This is a genomic window from Leucobacter sp. Psy1, from assembly GCF_020096995.1.
Lineage (GTDB): Bacteria > Actinomycetota > Actinomycetes > Actinomycetales > Microbacteriaceae > Leucobacter.
In genome coordinates, this window is the sequence record NZ_CP083692.1 from 1,639,136 (window position 1) to 1,661,649 (window position 22,514).

At 66.8% G+C, this 22,514-nt stretch carries 16 protein-coding genes and 1 other RNA gene; 10 read left to right on the top strand and 7 right to left on the bottom strand.

All coding sequences use genetic code 11. The annotated features are described in order from the left end of the window. Positions 1–6: 6 nt before the first annotated feature. Together K8P10_RS07680 and rnpB are read left to right on the top strand one after the other, a co-directional pair. Positions 7–741: a zinc ribbon domain-containing protein gene (locus K8P10_RS07680; protein ID WP_224778369.1), complete on the top strand. Its 735-nt coding sequence runs from the start codon at positions 7–9 to the stop codon at positions 739–741. A 24-nt stretch (positions 742–765) separates the two neighbouring features. Beyond that, an RNA gene (gene rnpB, locus K8P10_RS07685) (RNase P RNA component class A) lies at positions 766–1,151 on the top strand. Between the two features lie 23 nt (positions 1,152–1,174). Here rnpB and map read toward each other — a convergent pair. Continuing rightward, positions 1,175–2,044: a type I methionyl aminopeptidase gene (map, locus tag K8P10_RS07690; protein WP_224778370.1), complete on the bottom strand. Its 870-nt coding sequence runs from the start codon at positions 2,042–2,044 to the stop codon at positions 1,175–1,177. Positions 2,045–2,092: 48 nt separating this feature from the next. Here map and K8P10_RS07695 point away from each other — a divergent pair, with 48 nt between their 5' ends. The 3 genes from K8P10_RS07695 to K8P10_RS07705 are packed head-to-tail and all read left to right on the top strand — an operon-like array spanning position 2,093 to position 6,758. Next, positions 2,093–2,296, top strand: a complete 204-nt coding sequence (locus tag K8P10_RS07695; RefSeq protein WP_224778371.1) for a methionine aminopeptidase — start codon at positions 2,093–2,095, stop codon at positions 2,294–2,296. Positions 2,297–2,341: 45 nt separating this feature from the next. Next, a complete protein-coding gene (glnA, locus tag K8P10_RS07700; protein WP_224778372.1) occupies positions 2,342–3,679 on the top strand; it encodes a type I glutamate--ammonia ligase in 1,338 nt (445 codons plus the stop codon). A 13-nt stretch (positions 3,680–3,692) separates the two neighbouring features. Continuing rightward, positions 3,693–6,758: a bifunctional [glutamine synthetase] adenylyltransferase/[glutamine synthetase]-adenylyl-L-tyrosine phosphorylase gene (locus K8P10_RS07705; RefSeq protein ID WP_224778373.1), complete on the top strand. Its 3,066-nt coding sequence runs from the start codon at positions 3,693–3,695 to the stop codon at positions 6,756–6,758. Between the two features lie 104 nt (positions 6,759–6,862). Here K8P10_RS07705 and glnA (K8P10_RS07710) read toward each other — a convergent pair whose 3' ends face one another. After that, the gene (glnA, locus tag K8P10_RS07710; RefSeq protein ID WP_224778374.1) at positions 6,863–8,287 is read right to left on the bottom strand and encodes a type I glutamate--ammonia ligase; all 1,425 of its coding nucleotides are present in this window, start codon (positions 8,285–8,287) and stop codon (positions 6,863–6,865) included. Positions 8,288–8,408: 121 nt separating this feature from the next. Here glnA (K8P10_RS07710) and K8P10_RS07715 point away from each other — a divergent pair, with 121 nt between their 5' ends. Beyond that, the gene (locus K8P10_RS07715; RefSeq protein WP_224778375.1) at positions 8,409–8,840 is read left to right on the top strand and encodes an RDD family protein; all 432 of its coding nucleotides are present in this window, start codon (positions 8,409–8,411) and stop codon (positions 8,838–8,840) included. 71 nt (positions 8,841–8,911) lie between these two features. On the opposite strand, the gene K8P10_RS07720 is transcribed toward K8P10_RS07715, so the two are convergent. The 3 genes from K8P10_RS07720 to lpdA all read right to left on the bottom strand — a co-directional run bounded on the left by K8P10_RS07720 (position 8,912) and on the right by lpdA (position 13,479). Next, positions 8,912–9,613, bottom strand: a complete 702-nt coding sequence (locus tag K8P10_RS07720; protein WP_224778376.1) for a DUF4191 domain-containing protein — start codon at positions 9,611–9,613, stop codon at positions 8,912–8,914. Between the two features lie 705 nt (positions 9,614–10,318). Next, positions 10,319–12,064 carry a 2-oxoglutarate dehydrogenase, E2 component, dihydrolipoamide succinyltransferase gene (gene sucB, locus K8P10_RS07725; protein ID WP_224778377.1) on the bottom strand — a complete coding sequence of 582 codons (1,746 nt, stop codon included), beginning with the start codon at positions 12,062–12,064 and terminating at the stop codon, positions 10,319–10,321. 41 nt (positions 12,065–12,105) lie between these two features. Next, complete coding sequence (gene lpdA / locus K8P10_RS07730; protein ID WP_224778378.1) at positions 12,106–13,479, bottom strand: dihydrolipoyl dehydrogenase; 1,374 nt, start codon at positions 13,477–13,479, stop codon at positions 12,106–12,108. A gap of 218 nt (positions 13,480–13,697) precedes the next feature. On the opposite strand from lpdA, the gene K8P10_RS07735 reads away from it, so the two are divergent. Together K8P10_RS07735 and K8P10_RS07740 are read left to right on the top strand one after the other, a co-directional pair. Further along, on the top strand, positions 13,698–14,648 hold the full coding sequence (locus K8P10_RS07735) for a PAC2 family protein (RefSeq protein ID WP_224778379.1): 951 nt from the start codon (positions 13,698–13,700) through the stop codon (positions 14,646–14,648). A gap of 181 nt (positions 14,649–14,829) precedes the next feature. Next, positions 14,830–16,092: an RNA polymerase sigma factor gene (locus K8P10_RS07740; RefSeq protein WP_224778380.1), complete on the top strand. Its 1,263-nt coding sequence runs from the start codon at positions 14,830–14,832 to the stop codon at positions 16,090–16,092. A gap of 79 nt (positions 16,093–16,171) precedes the next feature. On the opposite strand, the gene K8P10_RS07745 is transcribed toward K8P10_RS07740, so the two are convergent. Continuing rightward, a complete protein-coding gene (locus tag K8P10_RS07745; RefSeq protein WP_224778381.1) occupies positions 16,172–16,417 on the bottom strand; it encodes a hypothetical protein in 246 nt (81 codons plus the stop codon). 188 nt (positions 16,418–16,605) lie between these two features. Between K8P10_RS07745 and K8P10_RS07750 the strand changes: the two genes are divergently transcribed. Then, positions 16,606–18,714, top strand: coding sequence for a type IIA DNA topoisomerase subunit B (locus K8P10_RS07750; RefSeq protein WP_224778382.1), 2,109 nt, complete (start codon positions 16,606–16,608; stop codon positions 18,712–18,714). A 67-nt stretch (positions 18,715–18,781) separates the two neighbouring features. Here K8P10_RS07750 and K8P10_RS07755 read toward each other — a convergent pair whose 3' ends face one another. Further along, positions 18,782–21,265 (bottom strand): DNA topoisomerase (ATP-hydrolyzing) subunit A, encoded by a 2,484-nt coding sequence (locus K8P10_RS07755; RefSeq protein ID WP_370631823.1) that lies wholly within the window; start codon positions 21,263–21,265, stop codon positions 18,782–18,784. A 21-nt stretch (positions 21,266–21,286) separates the two neighbouring features. On the opposite strand from K8P10_RS07755, the gene K8P10_RS07760 reads away from it, so the two are divergent. After that, a complete protein-coding gene (locus tag K8P10_RS07760) occupies positions 21,287–22,510 on the top strand; it encodes an alkaline phosphatase family protein (protein WP_224778384.1) in 1,224 nt (407 codons plus the stop codon). Positions 22,511–22,514 lie beyond the last annotated feature (4 nt).

Consider the following 22,514-nt stretch of genomic DNA (forward strand, 5'->3'; position numbering starts at 1 on the left):
GTCCGTATGAAGGCCAGTCCCCGCCAGCAGCTGCTGCTCCTCGACCTGCAGGATCTCGACACCGGTACCGCCCGGCTGACGCGTAAGCGTCAGCAGATCCCCGAGCGGGCGGAGCTCGAGTCGTTCGCGGGGGAGATGTCGGATGTTCGGGAGCGGTTCATGTCGGCGCAACGTGAACTCGATGGGCTCCGTGCCGACCTCGAGCGGATCGAGTCCGACGTCGCGACAGTGGCTGAGCGGCGCCAGCGCGACGAACGGCTGCTCGAGGTGAGCACCTCGAGCAAGGAGGCCCAGGCGCTGCAGAGCGAACTCGACACCCTCGCGCACCGGACGGCCGCGCTCGAGGATCGCGAGCTCGAGCTCATGGAATCCGTTGAGGCCTCGGAAACTCGGTTCGCCTCAGCCGAGGCGGCGCTGACCGAGCTCAATGAGCGGAGGGGCACGCTGCAGGCCGCGATCGAGGCCGCAGAGCGCGCCATAGACTCAGATCTCGCGCGAACCGCGAAAGAGCGAGCCGGCGTTGCTGCGGAGCTGCAGCGCGACCTTCTGGATCTGTACGAGTCAACGCGCAGCCGTGTCGGAATCGGAGCGGCTCGACTGCGCGGCAACGTCTCTGAGGCCAGCAACATGGCCCTTGCTCCCGGTGAACTATCCGTCATCCGCGCTGCGGCGCCCGACGAGATCGTCTTCTGCCCAGGAACCGGCGCAATTCTGGTGCGCGTCGAGGAAGCGGCCGCCTGAGCTCCGCTAGACTGGAGCGCGGAATGGGTCGGTGAGACGGTCGCGTCACGGCTCCGCTTCGGCGGGCCGTGCCGAGGAACGTCCGGGCTCCGCAGGGGAGAACGGTGGGTAACGCCCACCCGGGGCAACCCGCGAGAAAGTGCAACAGAGAGTAGACCGCCGCCTCCGGCTCGCCGGAAGCGGTAAGGCTGAAAGGGTGGTGTAAGAGACCACCGGCGTCCGTGGCGACACGGACGGCCAGGTAAACCTCGTTCGGAGCAAGGCCAGACAGAGGATGCTGACGCGCCCCGCCGAGTCCTCGGGTAGGCCGCTAGAGAGCGTCGGCAACGGCGCTCCGAGAGAGATGACCGTCACCCCGGCTTCGGAAGATGCTCGGTGGACAGAACCCGGCGTATGATCCGGCCCATTCCCCTCGTCCGCGAGATAGCGGAGTCTACTCCGACACCGTCAGCAGCTCGAAGCCGCTCTCGGTGATGAGGACCGTGTGCTCGAACTGCGCCGTAATGCTCTTGTCCCGGGTGGTGACGGTCCAGTCGTCGTCCCACATCTCCCACTCGTGGGTGCCGAGGGTCAGCATGGGTTCGACCGTGAACACCATTCCGGCCGAGATGACGTCGTCGTAGCGGGGAGCCGAATCGTAGTGCGGAATGATCAAGCCGGTGTGGAATGCGGCGCCGACGCCGTGCCCGGTGAAGTCGCGCACGACCCCGTAGCCGAAACGCTTGGCATAGGTCTCGATGACGCGCCCGATGATGTTCACCTGCCGGCCTGGCCTGGCTGCCTTGATTCCGCGCATCATCGCCTCGTGGGTGCGTTCGACGAGCTGATCCACCTCGGTGCTCACGCGTCCGACGCGGAAGGTCCGATTGGTGTCGCCGTGCATCCCGTCGAGATATGCCGTGATATCGACGTTGACAATATCCCCCTCACGGAGGACCGTGTCGTCGGGGATCCCGTGGCAGATCACCTCGTTGACCGAGGTGCACGATGACTTCGGATAGCCGCGATACCCGAGAGTCGATGGATACGCTCCCGCCGCGATCACGAATTCGTGGGCGACGCGGTCGAGCTCCTCGGTGGTGACGCCTGGGCGGACGGCCTCGCCGACGGCGTCGAGCGCCCCGGATGCGATTCGTCCGGCAGCCCTGATCCGGGCCACCTCAGCGTCCGAGTACGTGTTGTCTCCCGCATACGGTGGCGGCGTCTGCAGCCCGACATAGGGGGGCCTCGTGATCGACCGTGGGACCTGCCGTTCAGGCGTGACGGTTCCGGGAACGAGGTGATCGTGTGCATCGAAAGGCATGGGTCTAGTCTAGGAGGCGAGCATACGCCGAGCCTTGAGGAGGGCACCGTGAGCAAGCGCGACTGGGGTATCGACGACCCGCAGGAGACGTACTGGTACAACACGCGGACCGGACAGGTCGAGGACGGTCCGCAGTCGCTCTCGGTGGACCGGATCGGTCCGTTCTCGACTCGCGAGGAGGCGTCTCGCGCTCCCGAGCTCGTCGAGGAGCGGGCCCGCAAGTGGGCCGAGGAAGACGCGCGGGAAGACTGACGTGACCAGTAGGCTGGGGGAACGACCGTACGGAAAGGGGCTCGCGTGAGCAAACAGCGTGATTTCGCACTCCGCACCATCGAGGAGCGGGGCGTCAGATTTGTTCGCCTGTGGTTCTCCGATGTGTCTGGAACGCTCAAGTCGGTCGCCCTGGCGCCCGCGGAGGTCGAAGGGGCGTTCAGCGAGGGGATCGGCTTCGACGGGTCGGCCATCGAGGGTCTGACGCGCGCGTACGAGTCAGACCTGCTGGCGATCCCGGACCCGTCGACCTTCCAGCTGCTCCCGTGGCGCAGCACCACCGAACCGACGGCCAGGATGTTCTGCGACATCCGCACCCCGAACGACGAACCCGCCGTTGCGGATCCCCGCAACGTTCTCAAGCGGACGCTCGCACGTGCCGCCGAGCTCGGATTCACGTTCTACACGCACCCCGAGATCGAGTTCTACCTGCTGCAGTCGCAGCACGTCGGACCGGAGGGGCCGGTGCCGGTGGACCGGGCGGGCTACTTCGACAACGTTCCGGGCGGAACGGCGCACGACTTCCGCCGCGAGAGCGTGAACATGCTGGAGGAGCTCGGCATCTCGGTCGAGTTCAGCCACCACGAGGCGGGCCCCGGCCAGAACGAGATCGACCTGCGCTACGCCGACGCGCTCACGATGGCGGACAACATCATGACGTTCCGCACCGTCGTGAAGGAGGTCGCGATCTCGCAGGGCGTCTATGCCACGTTCATGCCGAAGCCGTTCGCAACGCACCCCGGTTCCGGCATGCACACCCACCTCTCCCTGTTCGAGGGGGACACGAACGCGTTCTACGACCCCGGTGCGAAGTACCAGCTGTCGCAGACCGGACGGCGTTTCGTAGCGGGGCTCCTGCGTCACGCGCCGGAGATCACGGCGGTCACGAATCAGTACATCAACTCGTACAAGCGGCTCTGGGGCGGAGACGAAGCGCCTTCGTTCGTGAGCTGGGGGCACAACAACCGGTCGGCGCTGGTGCGCGTGCCGATGTACAAGCCGGGCAAGGGCGGCGCGGCACGGGTCGAGTACCGTGCGCTCGACAGCGCCGCAAACCCCTACCTCGCGTTCTCGGTGCTCCTCGCGGCCGGACTCAAGGGCATCGAGGAGGAGTACGAGCTGCCGCCCGAGGCCGAGCACAACGTCTGGGAGCTGAGCGACGGCGAGCGGCGGGCGCTCGGGTTCGACGCGCTCCCGAACGGCCTGGATCACGCGCTCGCGGTCATGGAGCGGTCCGAACTCGTCGCCGAGACCCTCGGAGAGCAGGTCTTTGCCTACTTCATCCGCGACAAGCGGCAGGAAGTCGCGGCATACCGGAATCAAGTGACGCCGTTCGAGCTCGATTCGATGCTCGGCACCGTCTGAGGGCGGCGCGCCGATGATCCCCGGGCGATCGCACACGCTCTCCGATCTCGCGCGCGCGGGGTTCCAGGAGCTCACGGAAGCGCAGGGACGGCTGCAGAACCTCCTTGAGCACGCGTCCGGCGTCTCGCTCCGCGAGATCCTCGACGACCTCTCCTGCGCCGCCGACCCCGATGCGGCGCTCATCCGCTGCAGCGAGTTCGCGGAACGCCACCCCGGACGGCTCAGCGCGCTCTCGTCGGAGCAGCGCGAACGGCTCGCGATCCTCGTCGGCGCCTCGCCCGCGCTCGGCGACTTCTTCTGCCGTGTTCCCGACCGTCTCGAGGAGATCCTCGCGGGCGGGGGCCGGCTGATCGATGCCGAGGAAGCCACCGAGGAGCTGAGGGCGGCGATCTCGGAGCTCGTCGGCGAACCGGGGTGGAACGCGCTGCGCTCGCGATACCGGCAGCTCCTCGCCGAAGTCGCCCTCCATGACCTCCTGTCGGGCTGGAGCGGTGACGCTACCGATGCGTTCGACGGTGTCGCCAGATCATTGGCCGCGCTGGCCGATGGGGCGATGGAGGCCTCGCTCACGCTCGCTCGAGCGACGCTCGTGGCGGGGGAGAGCGGACCACCCGTCCCGCAGGATCGTATGGACGCCGTGCGGCTCGCCGTCGTCGCCATGGGCAAGTGCGGCGCCGAAGAACTGAATGTCGTGTCCGACGTCGACGTGATGTTCATCGTCGACACCGCTGACAGCGACATCATCGACGACGAGGCCCTCATGCGGCTCGGGACGCGCCTCGCGCGGGAGATGATGCGTGCGATCCACGATCCCGCCTTCGAACCGCCGCTCTGGCAGATCGACGCGAACCTGCGGCCGGAGGGCCGTCACGGTCCGCTCGTGAGGACGCTCTCGTCGATGACGGCGTACTACGACCGCTGGGCGAAGGCGTGGGAGTTCCAGGCGCTGCTCAAGGCCAGGCCCGCGGCGGGTGATCGCGAACTCGGCAGCGAGTTCGTCGAGCGTACTCGACCGCTGGTCTGGGCATCGGCCACGCGTGAGGACTTCGTGGGCTCTGTCCAGCGCATGCGCCAGCGCGTGACGGAGCACATCGACGATGATGATCTCGAGGTGCAGTTGAAGCTCGGACCGGGCGGCCTCAGGGACATCGAGTTCAGCGTGCAGCTCCTGCAGCTGGTCCACGGCCAGTACGATGAGCGACTGCATCTGCGGGGGACCCTGCCCGCACTCGAGGCCCTCGTGACCGAAGGCTACGTTGCCAGGAGCGACGCCACACGACTCGCTGCGGACTACCGGTTCCTCCGTGTCCTTGAGCACCGTCTGCAGCTGCGTGAGCTCCGCCGCACCGCGCTGATGCCGCGCGACGAGGAGGGCCTGCGTGTCCTCGCGCGAGCGAGCCGGCTCGCGCGCACCGGTCCGGCCCTCCGCGAGCGCTGGCAGATCGTCAAGCGAGAAGTCCGTGAACTGCACCTGAAGATCTTCTACGCACCGCTCCTGAGCGCGGTCGCCTCGCTCCCGGAAGAGGAGATGGTGCTCGGCAGCGCTGAAGCCCGCGCGCGGCTCACGAGCATCGGCTTCCGCGATCCGGACGGGGCGATGCGTCATCTGGCCGCTCTGACGCGGGGAACATCGCGTCGCGCGAAAATCCAGCGGAACCTGATGCCGGTGCTCCTGCAGTGGCTCTCAGACGGCACCGACCCCGACTTCGGACTCCTCGCGTTCCGCAGGGTGAGCGAAGCGAACCAGGACACGCCCTGGTACCTCAGGCTGCTCCGCGACGGAACTGTGGCGGGCGAGCGCCTCATGCGCGTGCTGTCGTGCTCGCGTTTCGTCGCCGACCTGCTCGAGAGCATGCCGGAGTCCGTCGCCTGGCTCGAGCGCGCCGAGTCCCTCGAGCCGCTCTCGCTGCAGATGCTGCTCGACGAGATGCGCGCGCTGGCCTCCAGGCGGGACTCGATCGACGACGCCGCTGCGGCGCTCAGGATCGTGCATCGCCGCGAGATCCTGAGGTTGGCGATGGGGCGCGTGATCGGGGTGACCGATGACGACGCCGTAGCGCGAGGGCTCGATGCGGCGCACACAGCGCTCCTCGACGGCCTCCTGCTCGCTCTCAGGCGCACCCGACCCGAGGATGACGGGATCGAACTCGCGCTGGTCGGCATGGGGCGCTTCGGCGGTGGCGAGATGGGGTTCGGCTCCGACATCGATCTCATGGCCGTGTGCCGCGCCGCCGAGAACGGCGCCCAGGAGGACACGCTCAAGCGTGCTGGGGGCCTCGTCGCGGAGCTCCGCCGCCTCATCTCGGATCCGCGTTTCCCGGTCGACCTCGACTTCGATCTACGCCCGGAGGGGAAGAACGGACCTCTGGTCCGCAGCCTCGAGTCGTATCGGGCGTACTACGCGCGATGGTCAGTCACCTGGGAGACCCAGGCGCTGCTGCGGGCGCGCCCCGTCGCGGGCTCAGCAGAACTCGGGCGCGACTTCGTCGCGCTCGCGGACGAGCTCAGGTATCCGGACGAGTTCCCCGAGCAGTCGATCCGCGAAGTGCGCCGCATCAAGGCGCGTGTGGAAGCCGAGCGTCTGCCGCGCGGGGTCGAACCGAACCGGCATCTGAAGCTGGGCCCAGGCGGTATCAGCGATGTCGAGTGGCTCATCCAACTGATTCAGCTCGAGCATGGCTCCGAGCACGCCGAGTTGCGCACCGTCTCGACTCTCCGCGGTCTCTCGGCTGCCGTGGCGCTCGGATATCTCGATGCGGAAGCGGGGGAGCAGCTGGAGGAATCCTGGCGTTTCGCGAGCGAGATCCGCTCGGCAGGGAGGCTCTGGTCGGGGAAGTCGTCGAACGTCCTCCCGTTTGCGCGGGAGGACCTCGAGGGCATCGCCGGAGTGCTGGGCATGCCCAGCGGGCAGACGACCGAGCTCGAAGAGCGCTGGCTGTCCGTGTCCCGTCGCGCCAGAGCCGTGTTCGAGCGCGAGTTCTTCGGGTACTCCGAGGTCGACGAACGCTTCCCCACGCACAACATCCCGATCCCGATGGACCGGCCGGATCCGCGCCCGGGCCGGTACGGTGGCCGATAGGCGCCTCGGGCGCTGAAACAGCTGAGTCCGCATGCTCCCGGTTCTCCGGAAGCATGCGGACTCAGCTGACTGCGGTCGTTCAGGCTCCTACGGGAGCCGTCACGTTACACCCCGTAGTAGAGCTCGAACTCGAACGGGTGCACGCGAACGGCCATCGGCATCAGCTCGTTCTCGCGCTTGTACTCGATCCACGTCTCGATGAGCTCCTCAGTGAAGACGTCGCCCTCGAGCAGGAACTGGTGGTCGGCCTCGAGTGCGTCGAGCGCCTCGCCGAGCGAACCGGGCACCTGGGGGATGTTCTTGGCTTCCTCCGGGGGAAGCTCGTACAGGTCCTTGTCGATCGGCTCCATCGGCTCGATGCGGTTGCGGATTCCGTCGAGGCCGGCCATGAGCTGCGCAGCAAAGGCCAGGTAGGGGTTGCCCGAGGCATCGGGAGCACGGAACTCGATGCGCTTCGCCTTCGGGTTCGAGCCGGTGAGCGGGATGCGCACCGCGGCCGAGCGGTTACCGGCCGAGTAGGCGAGGTTCACGGGAGCCTCGTAGCCCTTGACGAGTCGGCGGTAACTGTTGATCGTCGGGTTCGTGAACGCGAGCACCGACGGTGCGTGCTTCAGGATGCCGCCGATGAACCAGCGAGCCGTGTCGGAGAGCTGGGCGTAGCCGTTCTCATCGTAGAAGAGGGGCTCGCCGTCCTTCCACAGCGACATGTGAGTGTGCATACCGGAGCCGTTATCGCCGAAGACCGGCTTCGGCATGAAGGTCGCCGTCTTCCCCCACAGCTCGGCCGTGTTCTTCACGACGTACTTGAACTTGAGCACGTCATCGGCCGCGTGGACCATGGTGTCGAAGCGGTAGTTGATCTCGGCCTGGCCCGGAGCGCCGACCTCGTGGTGCGAGCGCTCGAGCTGGAGACCCGCCTCGATCAGGCGGAGCGAAATGTCGTCGCGCAGATCGGCCTGCTTGTCGACGGGGGAGACGGGGAAATATCCGCCCTTGGCAGACGTCTTGTGCCCCAGGTTCCCGCCCTCTTCTTCGCGAGCCGAGTTCCAGTGGGCCTCTTCCGAGTCGATCGCGTACATGGTGCGGTGACCGGTGGTCTCGTAGCGCACATCGTCGAAGATGTAGAACTCGGCCTCGGGCGCGAAGAACGCGGTGTCGGCGATACCGGTCGATGCGAGGTAGCGCTCGGCCTTCTTCGCGACCTGACGGGGATCCTTCGAGTAGATCTCGCCCGTGCGGGGGTTGTAGATGTCGAAGAGCATGATGAGCGTGCGCTCAGCGCGGAACTGATCGATGTACGCCGTCGTCACATCGGGGATCAGCTGCTGGTCCGACTCGGCGATGCCGGCGAATCCGCGAATCGAGGAGCCGTCGAACATCTGCCCGACCTCGAAGAAGTCCAGATCGACCGTCGCGGCCGGGATGTTGAAGTGCTGCTGCACGCCGGGGAGATCGGTGAAGCGGACGTCGAGGAACTTGACGTCCGTCTCCTTGATGAAATCGATGACTTCCTGGGGGGTTTGAAACATGCTGCTCCTATTGCCAGTGCACCTCGGTCGGTGCCGAACGGTCAAGACCCACCATACGACAGACTGGTTTCAGTTCCGTGTGACGAGTGTTTCCCGCGTGTTACAAACTAAGATGGTCGATATGCCCAATGCTCCCCAACCACAGCGCTTCGGAGACCTCGAACCCAGCCGGTGGCCGGGAGAACGGCTCGGTCTGCCTGAGGAGGGCCCGCGGTCCGTCGGACGGATCGGGCGGCGCACGCTGGCGATCCTGCTCGACTGGGGGATCGCCGGCGTCATCGCGGCACTCATTGCAGGAGGGGACCCGAACCCGTTCCTGCCGCTGGGCATCTTCGCCCTCATGCAGATCGTGTTCATTCCGACGATCGGCGGCTCAGTCGGTCACCGGGTCTTCGGACTCCGCTTGGTCCCCATCAGCGGGGGCTGGGTCGGGGTGTGGCGGCCTGTCGTACGCACGCTGCTGCTGGTACTCGTGATCCCGGTGCTCGTCTGGGACTCGGATCAGCGCGGCTTCCACGACAAGATCGCCGGCACCGTCCTGATTCGCTGGTAACCGAACTTCTCCCGCACCGAAGCGCACTGCACGTGGTACGGGAGAAGCGTGGCCGAATCAGCGTTGTCGGATCAGCGCGGACGCTGCGAGCGGATCTTGTTCGGATCGATGCCCTTCGGGATACCGACGGGCGCCTGCTTCAGCGAGACCAGTCGGTTGTGCACCGCCTGCACCTCGGGCCGACGGAGTGTCGGCTTCAGCTTGAGGAGCGTACGCGACAGCTTATGGAGCGGCACGCTGTCCTCATCGGGACCGACGTAGAGCTCAGTGATCTCCACGTTGCGCAGCACGGGGCGAATGCGGCGCTTCTCTTCAGCGACCAAGCGTGCCGTGCGCTGCTTCGGACCCTCGCCGATGAGGACCACCCCGCCGCGACCGACGACACGGTAGACGGCGTCCTGCTGACGGTTCATCGCGACGGGGACCTCGGAGCCACGCCAGGAGCGGCGGAGCGCGCTTTGCACGACCGCACCGACGGCACCCGGCTGGCCCGCGATTTGTCGGTAGGCGGTGCTCTCGGCACGGCGGCCGAGGATGATCATGGCGAGCAGGAGACCGACCAGGATGCCGGTGATCGGCCAGAGGATCCAGGAGAATACGCCGCCACCGAGAAGGAACGCGAGCGCCACTGCGACGAGGATCGGCCCCACGATCGCGAGGAGCATGAGCAGGGGCAGCTTCCGGTCGTGCTGCTTCGTGGTGCGGTACACCTGCACCATCTGCTTGATGCGACCGGGCTCCTTCGCCGCCTTCTGCTGCTTGTCTTTTGCCATACCCTCTAGCGTATCGCGTCGGCGGGCCGCCGCGTGACGCCCAGCGGCCGCGAGCGGGTTGTTCACAGTGGCTGAGAGGCACCCGACGGTCCACATTCCGACCAGCGAAGGCTCTCTCGACGCGATCCGCAGCGAAGCTGGATTCAGTGGACACCAGAGGAACGGAGCATACGGTGAAATCGAACCTGCTGATACCTGGCCGTGGACCTGGCGCGGATGCCCGCCAAGGTCTCGACATCGCAGCGTTCGCCTGGTGCATCGTTCGCCTGTGCGAGATGGGGCTCCGGGCGCGGGAGCAGGGGGCCTGCTGGGGGCTCGTCACGCTGGACGATCTCGATGTGACGCCCGCCGGCATCAGCTTCAGACCGGCACAGGGGAGTACAGAGATCCGCTCCCGAACGTCCCGCTCACGTCGGCATCGGCTGAGCGGGCACGACCCGGGCTGCGGCGCATTCGGTGTTCCCCGGGAGGCGATCGCAGCCATACTCGGAGCCGCAGACCACCCGGGCGGCGCTGCATATCTGCTCGAGGCAGTTGACGAGGCGATCACGATCATCACCGACCAGGGAACTTGGAATGCGACTGCGGCGCTGGAGGCCGTCGAGTTTGCGACCGGGAGGAGGATCAACCCGCAGGCTCCCTCCGAACATAGGAGTGGCCGTGCCGCCCCTCGGGGACGGCACGGCCACTCGGTTCAGCGCGGACTCAGATACCGAGATCGTCGGCGAAGTCGCCTGCTTCGAGGCGGTTCTTGATCTGCGAGAGGAAGCGCGCGGCATCGGCTCCGTCCACGATCCGGTGATCGTAGGAGAGCGCGAGGTAGACCGTCGAGCGGATCGCGATGGAATCACCCTCGGGTCCGGAGATGACCAACGGCTTCTTGACGACAGCGCCGGTGCCGAGAATCGCGACCTGGGGCAGGAACACCAGCGGCGTATCGAAGAGCGCGCCGCGCGAACCGGTGTTCGTCAGCGTGAAGGTGCCACCGCTCAGCTCGTCAGGGGTGAGCTTGTTGTCGCGGGTGCGGGCCGCGAGATCGGCGATCTCGCCTGCGATCTCCGCCATGTTCTTCTCACCGGCGTTGCGCAGCACCGGCGTCAGCAGACCGCGCTCGGTGTCGACCGCGATGCTGATGTTCTCGGTGTCGGGGTAGGAGATGCTGTCACCGTCGACGGTCGCGTTGATGACCGGGTAGGTGCGCAGTGCCTCAGCCGCAGCGATGGCGAAGAACGGCAAGAACGAGAGCTTCGAACCGGTACGAGCCTGGAACTCATCCTTCTTCGCCGCACGGAACTGGGCGACTCGCGTGACATCGACCTCGACGACCGTGGTGAGCTGAGCGGTCTCCTGCAGCGAGGCGACCGCGCGCTCGGCGATGACCTTGCGCAGCCGGCTCATCTTCGCGGTCGTACCACGGAGTGCGGAGACCTCGACCGGCTGCTTGGCCTGGGCGGGTGCAGCAGCCGGGGCGCTCGTGGCCGAGGAGGACGACTGCGAGGCGATCGCCGATTCCACGTCTTCCTTGCGGATGCGTCCGCCGACACCGGTGCCCTGGATCGAAGCCAGGTCGACGCCGGCATCGTTCGCGAGCTTCCGCACGATCGGCGTGACGTACCCGGAGGAGGGCTGCTGGCCGCCAGACTCGCCGTGACGGGGCTTGTCTGCCTGCTCCTGCTTGGGGGCTTCCTCCTGCTTCGGGGCTTCCTCCTGCTTGGGAGCCTCTTCCTGCTTCGGGGCTTCCTCCTGCTTGGGAGCCTCTTCCTGCTTCGGGGCTTCCTCCTGCTTGGGCGCTTCCTCCTGCTTGGGCGCTTCAGCGGGGGCACCGCTGCCAACGCGCGCGAGTACGGCACCGACCTCGGCGGTCTCGTCCTCCTGCACCAGGATCTCCTGGACGACACCCGCGAACGGCGAAGGAACCTCAGTGTCGACCTTGTCGGTCGAGACCTCGAGCAGGGACTCGTCGACGTCGACGGTGTCGCCGACGCTCTTCAGCCAGCGGGTCACCGTTCCCTCGGTCACGCTCTCGCCCAGTGCGGGCAGCACGACGTCCTGGCTCTCACCCGACGATCCGCCGGACTCGGCGGACGCGTCGGACTGCTGCTCGGGAGCGGATGCTTCCTCGGGCTCCGGTTCCGGTTCGCTCGGCTGCTCGGGCTCCTCGGCAGCGGCCGGTTCGGCTGAGCCGGAGTCACTGTCGCTGTCGGAGCTTCCCTCACCTGAGCCGATGCGGGCGAGCTCGGCGCCGACGGCGGCGGTCTCATCCTCCTCGACCAGAATGGCCTCGAGAACACCCTCGACGGGCGAGGGGACCTCGGTATCGACCTTGTCGGTCGATACTTCGAGCAGGGGCTCATCGACAGCCACGTGATCGCCGACGCTCTTGAGCCAGCGGGTCACCGTGCCTTCGGTGACGCTCTCGCCCAGTGCGGGGAGGACGACCGATTCACTCATGGTGTGTTTCTCCGTTTCGTTGTAAACGTCAGTGGCAGCGACTAGATCGCGTGCAGCGGCTTGCCGGCGAGCTTCAGCATGACCTCGCCGATGGATTCGTTCTGGGTCGGGTGACCGTGGATGAGCGGAGCGACATCCTCCGGATAGGCCTCCCACCCGACGATGAGCTGCGCTTCGCCGATGAGCTCGCCCACGCGCCCGCCGATCATGTGAACGCCGACCACGGGACCGTCCTTCACGCGGACAGCCTTCACGGTGCCGGTGGTGCCGAGGATCGAGCTCTTCGCGTTTCCGGCGAGGTTGTACTCGTAGGCTTCGACCTGGTCATCGCCGTACTGATCCTTCGCCTTCGCCTCCGTGAGTCCGACCGATGCAACCTCCGGGTCGCAGTAGGTGATCTTCGGAATGTTGACGTCTTCGACGACGACGGGGTTCAGACCCGCGATCTCCTCGGCGACGAAGATGCCCTGCTGGAATCCGCGGTGTGCGAGCTGCAGACCGGGAACGATGTCTCCGACCGCGTAGACGCCGGAGACGCCGGTTTCGAGGCGATCGTTCACCGTGACGAACCCGCGGTCGAGCGTGACCCCCGCCTCTTCGAAGCCCAGTCCGTCGGTCACGGGGCCGCGACCCACAGCGACGAGCAGGTAGTCTCCGGTGAACTCGGTGCCGTCCTCGAGCTTGACGGTGACACCGTCATCCGTCTGCGTGACCGACTCGAACCGGACGCCCAGCGAGAAGTTGATCTTCCGCTTCTTGAACGCGCGCTCCAGCTGCTTCGAGATGGACTCCTCCTCGTTCGGCACGAGGTGGGGGAGAGCTTCGACGATGGTCACGTCGACGCCGAAGGAGCGCCACACGCTTGCGAACTCGACGCCGATGACACCGCCGCCGAGAATGATGGCCTTCTTCGGGATCTCCGTGAGCTGGAGCGCCTGCTCACTCGTGATGACCCGACCGCCGATCTCGAGACCGGGAAGGCTGCGGGAGTACGAACCGGTGGCGAGGACCACGTACTTCCCACTGATCCGGTCGGACCCGACCTCGACGGTGTGCCCGTCGACCAAGCGGCCTTCGCCCTCGAAGATCTCGATCTTGTTCGCCTTGAGGAGCCCCTGGAGCCCCTTGTGCTTGGAGGAGACGATGCCCTCGCGGTAGGCGTTAACTGCGTCGATGTCGACGCCTTCGACCGTCGCCTTGAGGCCGTACTTCGCGCCCTCACGTGCGACATCGACGACCTCAGCCGAGTGGAGGAGCGCCTTGGTGGGAACGCAGCCCCGGTGGAGGCAGGTGCCGCCCAGCTTGTCCTTCTCTACGATCGCGGCGCTCAGTCCGAGCTGCTGCGCGCGGATCGCTGCGGCGTAGCCGGCGCTGCCGCCGCCCAGAACAACGATGTCAAACTGCTGATCGGCCAAGTGGCATCTCCCTCGAGTTGTGCGCGTTGGATGGTCCGTGTCGAGCGGTCTGCCCTGACGCGGCGAACTCCAGCCTACTACTGGTTGCGTCGTCCCGCTGTCCGTGCGGCGACACACGCTGACGAACGGCGCTGTCGTTGCGCTCGGCGCACTCAGGGTTCGCTCTCGGCGTCACGTTCCAGCTGGGTTCCGATGGTCGGTTTTCGTAAAATGGAGTCGTGAGTAATCCGATCTTCTCAGCCGAGTACCCCGAGCGCCGCGCCGCGGTCCCGAAGGGTCTCCCCATGGTCGTGGCTCTGCTCGGCGTCACCGATGCGGGTACGGCGGTCGGACAGCTGGAGAGCTACCTGTGGGAGCGCTACGCTCCGCAGGAGATCGTCCGATTCAGCGCGGATGAGCTGCTCGACTACCGTGCGAGACGGCCGTTGATCACGTTCGACGAGGACCACCTCGTTGACTACGCCCCTGAAGAGTTGAGCTTGAGCCTCGCCCACGATGAGCTCGGGGCTCCATTCCTGTTGCTCAGCGGGTACGAGCCCGACTTCCGCTGGGAGCAGTTCATCGATACCGTACTGATGCTTGCGCACGAGTTCGAGGTGACCCGGACAGTGTGGACCCACGCGTTGCCGATGCCGGTTCCCCATACCAGGCCGATCCGGGCCACGGTGAGCGGCTCCCGCGAGGATCTCATCGCGGACCGCTCGGTGTGGCGGCCGACGACCAAACTCGCGGCCTCGGTGTCTCATGTGCTCGAGTATCGGCTGCACAGTCTCGGCGAAGAGGTGACGGGGTTCGCACTCTTGATTCCTCACTACCTGGGCAACACCGAATATCCTGACGCGCTGCTCGCCGCCCTCGACGGGGTTATGGCCGCGTCTGGCCTCTTCTTCGCCACGGACGATGTGCGACAGAAGGCCGAGACGTTCCGCCTGCAGGTCGACAGCCAGATCGCCGACAACTCCGAGTCGGAGGAGATGGTCCGCACGCTCGAAGAGCGCCACGATCGCTACATGCAGGATCGCGCGGAGCCGTCACCGCTCATAGACGAGGACGGGGCGATCCCGACGGCAGATCAGCTTGCGAGCGAGCTCGAGAACTTCCTGGCGAATCGACGCGACGGCGAGGGCGGGGACCTCGGGTTCGACGACGGTCTCGGCGGTCGCGGCTGAGACGCCGCGGCTGCACATCCGCCCAGGGAAAACATGCAATAATCGACGTGGTAACCCATTCAATCCGGGTCCGCGACCGATTTTCGGGAATGCGCCGGGGTTGACATGGGTTTTCATGCTGTGAGCAGGTGCCGACCCCTCGGTGCCGCACAGGAGTGAGAACGAGGAGAGAGGCGGCTGCGTGGCAAAGGCACCCACGACCAAGACTCGTACGCAGGCGGAGAGCGCCGAAGAGAGCAGCGAGACCGTGAAGACCGCCCCGAAGAAGGCGGCAGCGAAGAAAGCCCCTGCCAAGAAGCCTGCGGCGAAGAAGCCCGCGGCGAAGAAGGGCGGCGGGCGACGACCCAAGGAAGAGAACGATCCCCTCGACATCGTCGACGGCATCGCTCCCGACACCCCCGAGCCCGAGGAAGTCGAGGAGGCGGCGGCGAAGTCGAAGCCTCGCGAGACGGCTGAGCCGCTTCCCACGGGTGCGATCGTGCTGCGCCCCTCCGACGAGGAGGAGGTGCCGACGGTGACGACTGCGATCTCGGGCGCCACCGCCGACCCGGTGAAGGACTACCTCAAGCAGATCGGCAAGGTCGCGCTGCTGAACGCCGCGGAGGAGGTCGAGCTTGCGATGCGGATCGAGGCCGGCCTGTTCGCGGAGGAGAAGCTGGCGACCGAGAAGGGCCTCCCCAAGAAGCTCGAGCGAGAGCTGAAGTGGGTGGCCAGGGACGGACAGCGCGCGAAGAGCCACCTGCTCGGAGCGAACCTTCGCCTCGTCGTGTCCCTCGCGAAGCGGTACACGGGTCGCGGTATGCAGTTCCTGGATTTGATCCAGGAGGGCAACCTGGGACTCATCCGCGCCGTTGAGAAGTTCGACTACACCAAGGGTTTCAAGTTCTCGACATACGCCACCTGGTGGATCCGTCAGGCCATCACCCGCGCCATGGCGGATCAGGCACGCACCATCCGCATTCCCGTCCACATGGTCGAGGTCATTAACAAGCTCGCTCGCGTGCAGCGCCAGATGCTCCAGGATCTGGGTCGCGAACCCACTCCAGAGGAGCTCAGCCGCGAACTCGACATGACTCCCGAGAAGGTCGTCGAGGTGCAGAAGTACGGCCGCGAGCCGATCTCGCTGCACACCCCGCTGGGTGAGGACGGCGACAGCGAGTTCGGCGACCTCATCGAGGACACCGAGGCTGTGGTTCCCGCTGACGCCGTCGGCTTCACGATGCTCCAGCAGCAGCTCGAGCAGCTGCTCGACTCGCTCTCCGAGCGCGAGGCAGGGGTCATTCGGATGCGCTTCGGCCTCGGCGACGGCATGCCGAAGACGCTGGATCAGATCGGCGACACGTTCGGGGTGACGCGCGAGCGGATCCGCCAGATCGAGTCGAAGACCATGGCGAAGCTCCGTCACCCGTCGCGGTCGCAGCAGCTGCGCGACTACCTGGAGTAGGTCGCAACCGGCCGTCCTCACGCACGAAGGGCGGGGATCCACTTCGGTGGATCCCCGCCCTTCGTCGTCGTACGACGGATCAGCTCTCGATGAGCTTGTGGCTCTCGTCGTGCCAGGCCTCGGCTACCGGACGCAGCTTCGCCTCGTGTTTGCGCGCGTGGTGCGCGCAGAAGAGCAGCTCGCTCCCGCCGAGGATGGCGCGGACGTACGCCTGCGCGCCGCAGCTGTCGCAGCGGTCCAGACCCGTGAGGGGGCGGTCGGCTGCCTGGCCGGCCTGCTCGTCGGCCGATGCGTCCACAGCGTACTCTTGCTCGATCGTGGTCATGGCAACCTCCTTCTCGCGGTTTCAATTGGTTCCATACAACCACGACGGAGTGGGAACTGCGGTCAGGTGCGCACAGGTTTCGCTGTGCGCGTATCGCGGCGCGATCCGGCACGCGCCGCGTCCCTGCGCGGCCATGTCGGGAGCAGCGGATACAGTGGACGAGTCGTCCGAACCCCAAGGAGCAGTACGTGGCAGCATCCCAGTCGCAGGAGTCCAGTTACTCGGCGAGGCACCTCACCGTGCTCGAGGGGCTCGAGGCCGTGCGCAAGCGTCCGGGCATGTATATCGGCACGACCGATTCCCGCGGCCTCATGCACTGCCTCTGGGAGATCATCGACAACTCCGTGGACGAGGCGCTCGCCGGCCACGGAAACGACATCCGCGTCACGCTCCACGATGACGGAAGTGTGACGGTCGCGGACAACGGCCGGGGTGTCCCGGTGGACATCGAGCCCAAGAGCGGCCTCACCGGCGTCGAGCTCGTCTTCACCAAGCTTCACGCCGGCGGCAAGTTCGGCGGAGGCGGGTACGCTTCAGCCGGTGGTCTGCACGGTGTCGGGGCATCCGTCGTCAACGCGCTGTCATCGCGCCTCGACGTCGAGGTCGACCGAGACGGGAAGACCTGGGCGATGTCCTTCCGGCACGGCGAGCCTGGCATCTTCGACGGTGATTCACCGGACAGCCCGTTCACCCCCTTCGAGCGCTCCTCCGAGTTGCGAGCAATCGGCAAGGTGAAGAAGGGGGTCTCCGGCACCCGCGTCCGCTACTGGGCCGATCCCCAGATCTTCTTGCGGGAGGCCCGCTTCGATTCCGAGTCGCTGGTCGCTCGCGTGCGCCAGACCGCATTCCTGGTCCCGGGCCTCGCGATCGAGATCCGCGACGAACGCGCGGCCGCGCTGAGCGAGGCCGGCGAACCGGCCGTGCACCAATTCCAGTTCGACGGAGGCCTCAGCGAGTTCGTCGACTTCCTGGCGGTCGACGCACCCATCACCGACACGTGGAGCATCACCGATTCCGGCACGTTCACCGAGACCGTGCCCGTCATGGACGAGGAGACCGGCCACCTGGTCTCCCGCGATGTCGAGCGACGCTGCGAGGTCGATATCGCACTGCGGTGGGGTACCGGGTACGACATCGAGGTGCAGAGCTTCGTCAACATCATCTCGACGCCGAAGGGCGGTACGCACCTGGCCGGGTTCGAGCAGGGCCTGGTGAAGTTCTTCCGCAAGCAGATCGAGACCAACGCCCGCAAGCTGAAGGCCGGCAGCGACAAGCCGGAGAAGGACGATATTCTCACGGGGCTCACCGCCGTCGTTACGGTGCGGGTGCCCGAACCGCAGTTCGAGGGCCAGACCAAGGAGGTCCTCGGAACCGCCGCCGTGCGGCAAATCGTGTCGAAGGCCATCTCCCGCGGCTTGGAGGAGCGGTTTGCCTCGACCAAGAAGCCCGAGAAAACGCAAACGGCGGCGCTGCTCGAGAAGATGGTCTCCGAGATGAAATCTCGGATCGCGCTGCGCGCTCAGCGCGACACGCAGCGTCGGAAGACCTCGCTCGAAAGCTCGTCGCTCCCCGCGAAACTCATCGACTGCCGCTCGAAAGACGTCGCGGAGACCGAGCTCTTCATCGTCGAGGGTGACAGCGCGCTCGGCACCGCCCGGCCCGCGCGTGACAGCGAGTTCCAGGCACTGCTGCCGATCCGCGGGAAGATCCTGAATGTGCAGAAGGCCTCCATCGCCGAGATGCTGAACAACGCGGAGTGCGGCGCGATCATCAAGGTGATCGGAGCCGGCTCCGGGCGTGATTTCGACCCCGAAGCCGCGAGGTACGGCAAGGTCATCCTCATGAGCGACGCCGACGTCGATGGCGCCCACATCCGGACGCTCCTGCTGACGCTGTTCTTCCGCTACATGCGCCCCATGATCGAGGCGGGGCGCGTGTACGCCGCCGTGCCGCCGCTCCACCGGGTGGTGGTGCAGCACGCCGGCCGCAAGCCGAATGAGATCGTGTACACGTACAGCGAGCGCGAGCTCAACGCGCTGCTCGCCGACCTCCGAAAGCGCGGGAAGAAGTACCAGGAACCGATTCAGCGTTACAAGGGCCTCGGCGAGATGGATGCCGATCAGCTCGCAGAAACCACTATGGATCGTGAGCACCGGACACTGCGCCGGGTGCGTCTCGAGGACGCCCATGCGGCCGCGCAGATGTTCGAGCTGCTCATGGGCAATGAGGTCGCCCCGCGGCGGGAATTCATCGTCGAGAACGCCGACGATCTCGACCGCGAGCGCATCGACGCCTGACCTGCGAGTAGCCGGGCGGATAGCGCCTCGCCTCAGGGCGGAGGCGCTATCCGTGTGAGGACGCGCTTCAGGGAGCCGCGCCGACGTGCGCCGCTGCGCCGTCGAGCGGGTACCCTGAGCCGTCCCGGCGCCCGAGCTCCGTTGGCAGCGTCAGTGCGCGCCCGTCGCTCGTCAGCGCCCGAGGCTCCTCGCTGCCCACCCAGGCGCACGCGATCTGATCTTCCCACTTCAGGAACCGCTGCGCACGTACACCGCCTGTGGCGCGGCCCTTCGCCGGGAACTCGGCCCAGTCCGAGACCTTCGCGGTCGCGACGTCCGTGCCGGGGAGCGTGATGGAGCTGTCGGCAACAGTGACCACACGGGCGTCAGCGCCCTCCGGGAGCGCACCGGCGAAGATCACCCTGGCGTCCGCGCCGAGCTTCATTCCCGCCATTCCACCCGCCGGACGGCCCTGCGGGCGCACTGCGGACGCGGGGAATCTCAGGAGCTGCGCGTCACTCGCGACAACGGCGAACTCGAACCCGTCGGGCGCGGGAAACGCCGCGACGACGGCATCACCGGACTTGAGTGAGATGATCTCGAAATCGGGTTTGGCCGGAAGGTCAGTGAGGACTACGCGCTTGACGATGCCCTGCCGCGTGAAGACGCCCACCGGTTCGGGCCCGTCGATCGGCACCACACCGACGACAGTGAGCTTCGGATTGGCGACGCCGATGTAATCGATGAGCTTGACTCCCGCGGAGAACGCGATGCTCGAAGCAGGCACCAGCGGCAGATCGACCGGGGTGAACCGGTGCAGGGTTCCGTCCGAGAGCACCGCCCCGAGTTCACCGCGCACTGTGCCGTCCACGGCAGCACGTACGGCGCCGTGCTTCGTCGCGCGACTCGCGCGCCTCGGCTCGCCGTGCGTATCGGGATCGCGATCGATCCGGAGTGCGCGCCCCGTGGCGGACAGCAGCACCGTGCACGGGGTGTCTGCGACTTCAAGCGACTCGCCCTTCCCCGCGCGGGCCGGCCGCACGACAGCACCCGTGAGTACCGTGCGTCGAGGCGTGCCGTACGCTTCGGCCGCCGCGTCGAGCTCCTCTGTGACGACGCCGTGAAGCCGCTCGTCGCTGCCCAGGATCTCGAGGAGCTGCTCGATCTCTCGCTGCAGTTCGTCGCGCTCGGCCTCGAGCTCGACGCGTGAGAACTTCGTCAGGCGACGGAGCCGCAGCTCGAGAATGTACTCGGCCTGCAGTTCGGAGAGGTCGAACACTTGCATGAGTCGCGTCCGCGCCGACTCGGCGTCATCGCTCGAGCGGATGAGCTGGATGACCTCGTCGATGTCGACGATCGCGATGAGCAGGCCCTCCACGAGGTGCAGACGCTCGCGACGCTTCTTGAGCCGGTGCTCGGACCTCCGCGTGATGACCGAGATCCGGTGGTCGAGGAAGACCCGGAGCATCTCGCGGAGTCCGAGCGTCTGGGGCTGTCCCTCGACAAGCGCGACGGAGTTGATGCTGAATGAATCCTCGAGCGGGGTGTACCGGTAGAGCGCCTCGAGAACTGCCTCGGGGGAGAAGCCGGTCTTCAGCGTGATGACCAGCCGCAGGCCGTGCTTGCGGTCGGTGTAATCGGCGACGTCGGCGATGCCCTGGAGCTTCTTCCCCTCGACGCCCTGCTTGATCTTCTCGATGACCCGTTCCGGGCCCACGAGGTAGGGGAGTTCGGTGACGACGAGGCCCGTCCGACGGGGGGAGATCTGCTCGACCGAGACCTTGGCGCGGGTGCGGAACGCGCCGCGGCCCGTCCGGTACGCGTCCTTCACACCGTCGAGTCCGACGATGATGCCACCGCCGGGCAGGTCGGGGCCCGGAATGAACTCCATCAGATCGTCGGAGCTCGCGTCGGGGTGGTGCAGCAGGTGCTTCGCGCCCTCGACCACCTCCACCAGGTTGTGGGGCGCGAGGTTCGTCGCCATACCGACCGCGATACCGCTCGCACCGTTCACCAGCAGGTTCGGGACCGCCGAGGGGAGCACTTCCGGCTGGAAGATCTGGTTGTCGTAGTTCGGCACGAAGTCGACGACGTCTTCATCGAGCGACGCCGTCATCGCGAGCGCGGCGCCGGCGAGCCTCGCCTCCGTGTATCGCGAGGCCGCGGGACCGTCGTCGAGCGAACCGAAGTTGCCGTGGCCGTCGACGAGGGGGAGTCGCATCGCGAACCCCTGCGCGAGGCGGACGAGCGCGTCGTAGATCGAGGCGTCGCCGTGCGGGTGCAGCTTGCCCATCACCTCGCCGACCACGCGGGCGGACTTGACGTGCCCCTTCTCCGGGCGGAGTCCCATGTCCGTCATCATGAACAGGATCCGCCGCTGCACCGGCTTCAACCCGTCGCGGGCGTCAGGCAGCGCGCGGGAGTAGATCACGGAGTAGGCGTACTCGAGGAACGAGGCTTCCATCTCTTGGGAGATGTCGATGTCCTCGACGCGTCCGGAGACAATCGACTGGTCGTTGGGTGCGTCGCTCACAGCGTCGGTCACGTGCCTTTCGGTCGGGAAGCGCGCCATGGCGCGGATACGATGGATCTCATGCTACCTGCGACCCCCGACAACGGCGCGAGGCTGGCCGCGATTCTGCCGACGGGTCTGGCCGGGCTCGCGGCGGCGAACGGTCGAGATCCCGTTGAGACGCTCGAGCGAGCTACCGGGTGGTCGTTCTCGGCCGACGGGGGGAGTCTGACAGATCGCATCGTGCCGATGCAGTCGTTCGTGCTGGTGGTCGTTGACGGTCTCGGCCACGCCAACCTTCGAGAGCGCGCTGCGTACGCGCGGACCATCTCCCGGATGCAGCAGCGCCGCATCGAGACGGTGATCCCATCGACCACCGGTGCCGCGCTCACGACGCTGACCACGGGCCGTCTGCCGGGGGAGCACGGACTGCTCGGGTATCGCATCAAGCACCCGAGGGCGGGCATCGTGTCGACGCTCAAGGACTGGGAAGGTATCGACGAACCCCGCGACTGGCAGCGCTCGGAGCCCCTCTTCGACCTCGCCTCTTCCCTCGGCGCGCGCCCCGTCGCACTGGGACGGCCCGCTCACCGAACCGGAGGACTGACCGAGGCGATCCTGCGCGGCGCAGACTACGTCGCCGGACAACGCATCGACGACCGGGTCGCCGAGCTCTCGCGCATCCTGCGCGGCGGGGAACGCGTGTGCGCCTACCTCTACGTCGACGAGCTCGATCGTGCAGCCCACCGGTACGGCGCTGGCAGCGACGAGTGGGCTCGGGCCCTCGAATCGCTCGATGCGGCCCTCGAGTCCCTGTTCCGTTCGCTTCCCGGCGGAACGGGACTGGTGGTCACCGCCGATCACGGCATCGTCGATGTGCCAGCGCACGCGCAGGTCATGCTCGACGATGTGCCTGGCGCGCTCGACGAGGTCGAGGCGGTCGGTGGCGAACCGAGATTCCGCTCCCTGTATCTGCGACCCGGAGCGGACGCGGCCGCAGCCGCTCGCCGTATCGCGGAACGAGAGGGCACGCGCGCCGTCGTCGCGACACGCGAGGACGCGGCTGCGGCGGGGTGGTTCGGGAGCATCGACGAGGACGGTCTGGCGCGCATCGGTGACGTGCTGATCGCCGCGCGGAAACGGGTGGCCTACTACTCATCTCACGACGACCCGAAGTCGCTCGCCATGGTCGGCCAGCACGGGGGGCTCAGCGAGGAGGAGCGCGGAGTACCGCTCGCGGTCGCCGGAGCGCTCGAAGGCACGGGCTTCGCCAGCGCCGTTGCCACAGCCGCGAAGTTCAGCTGATCCC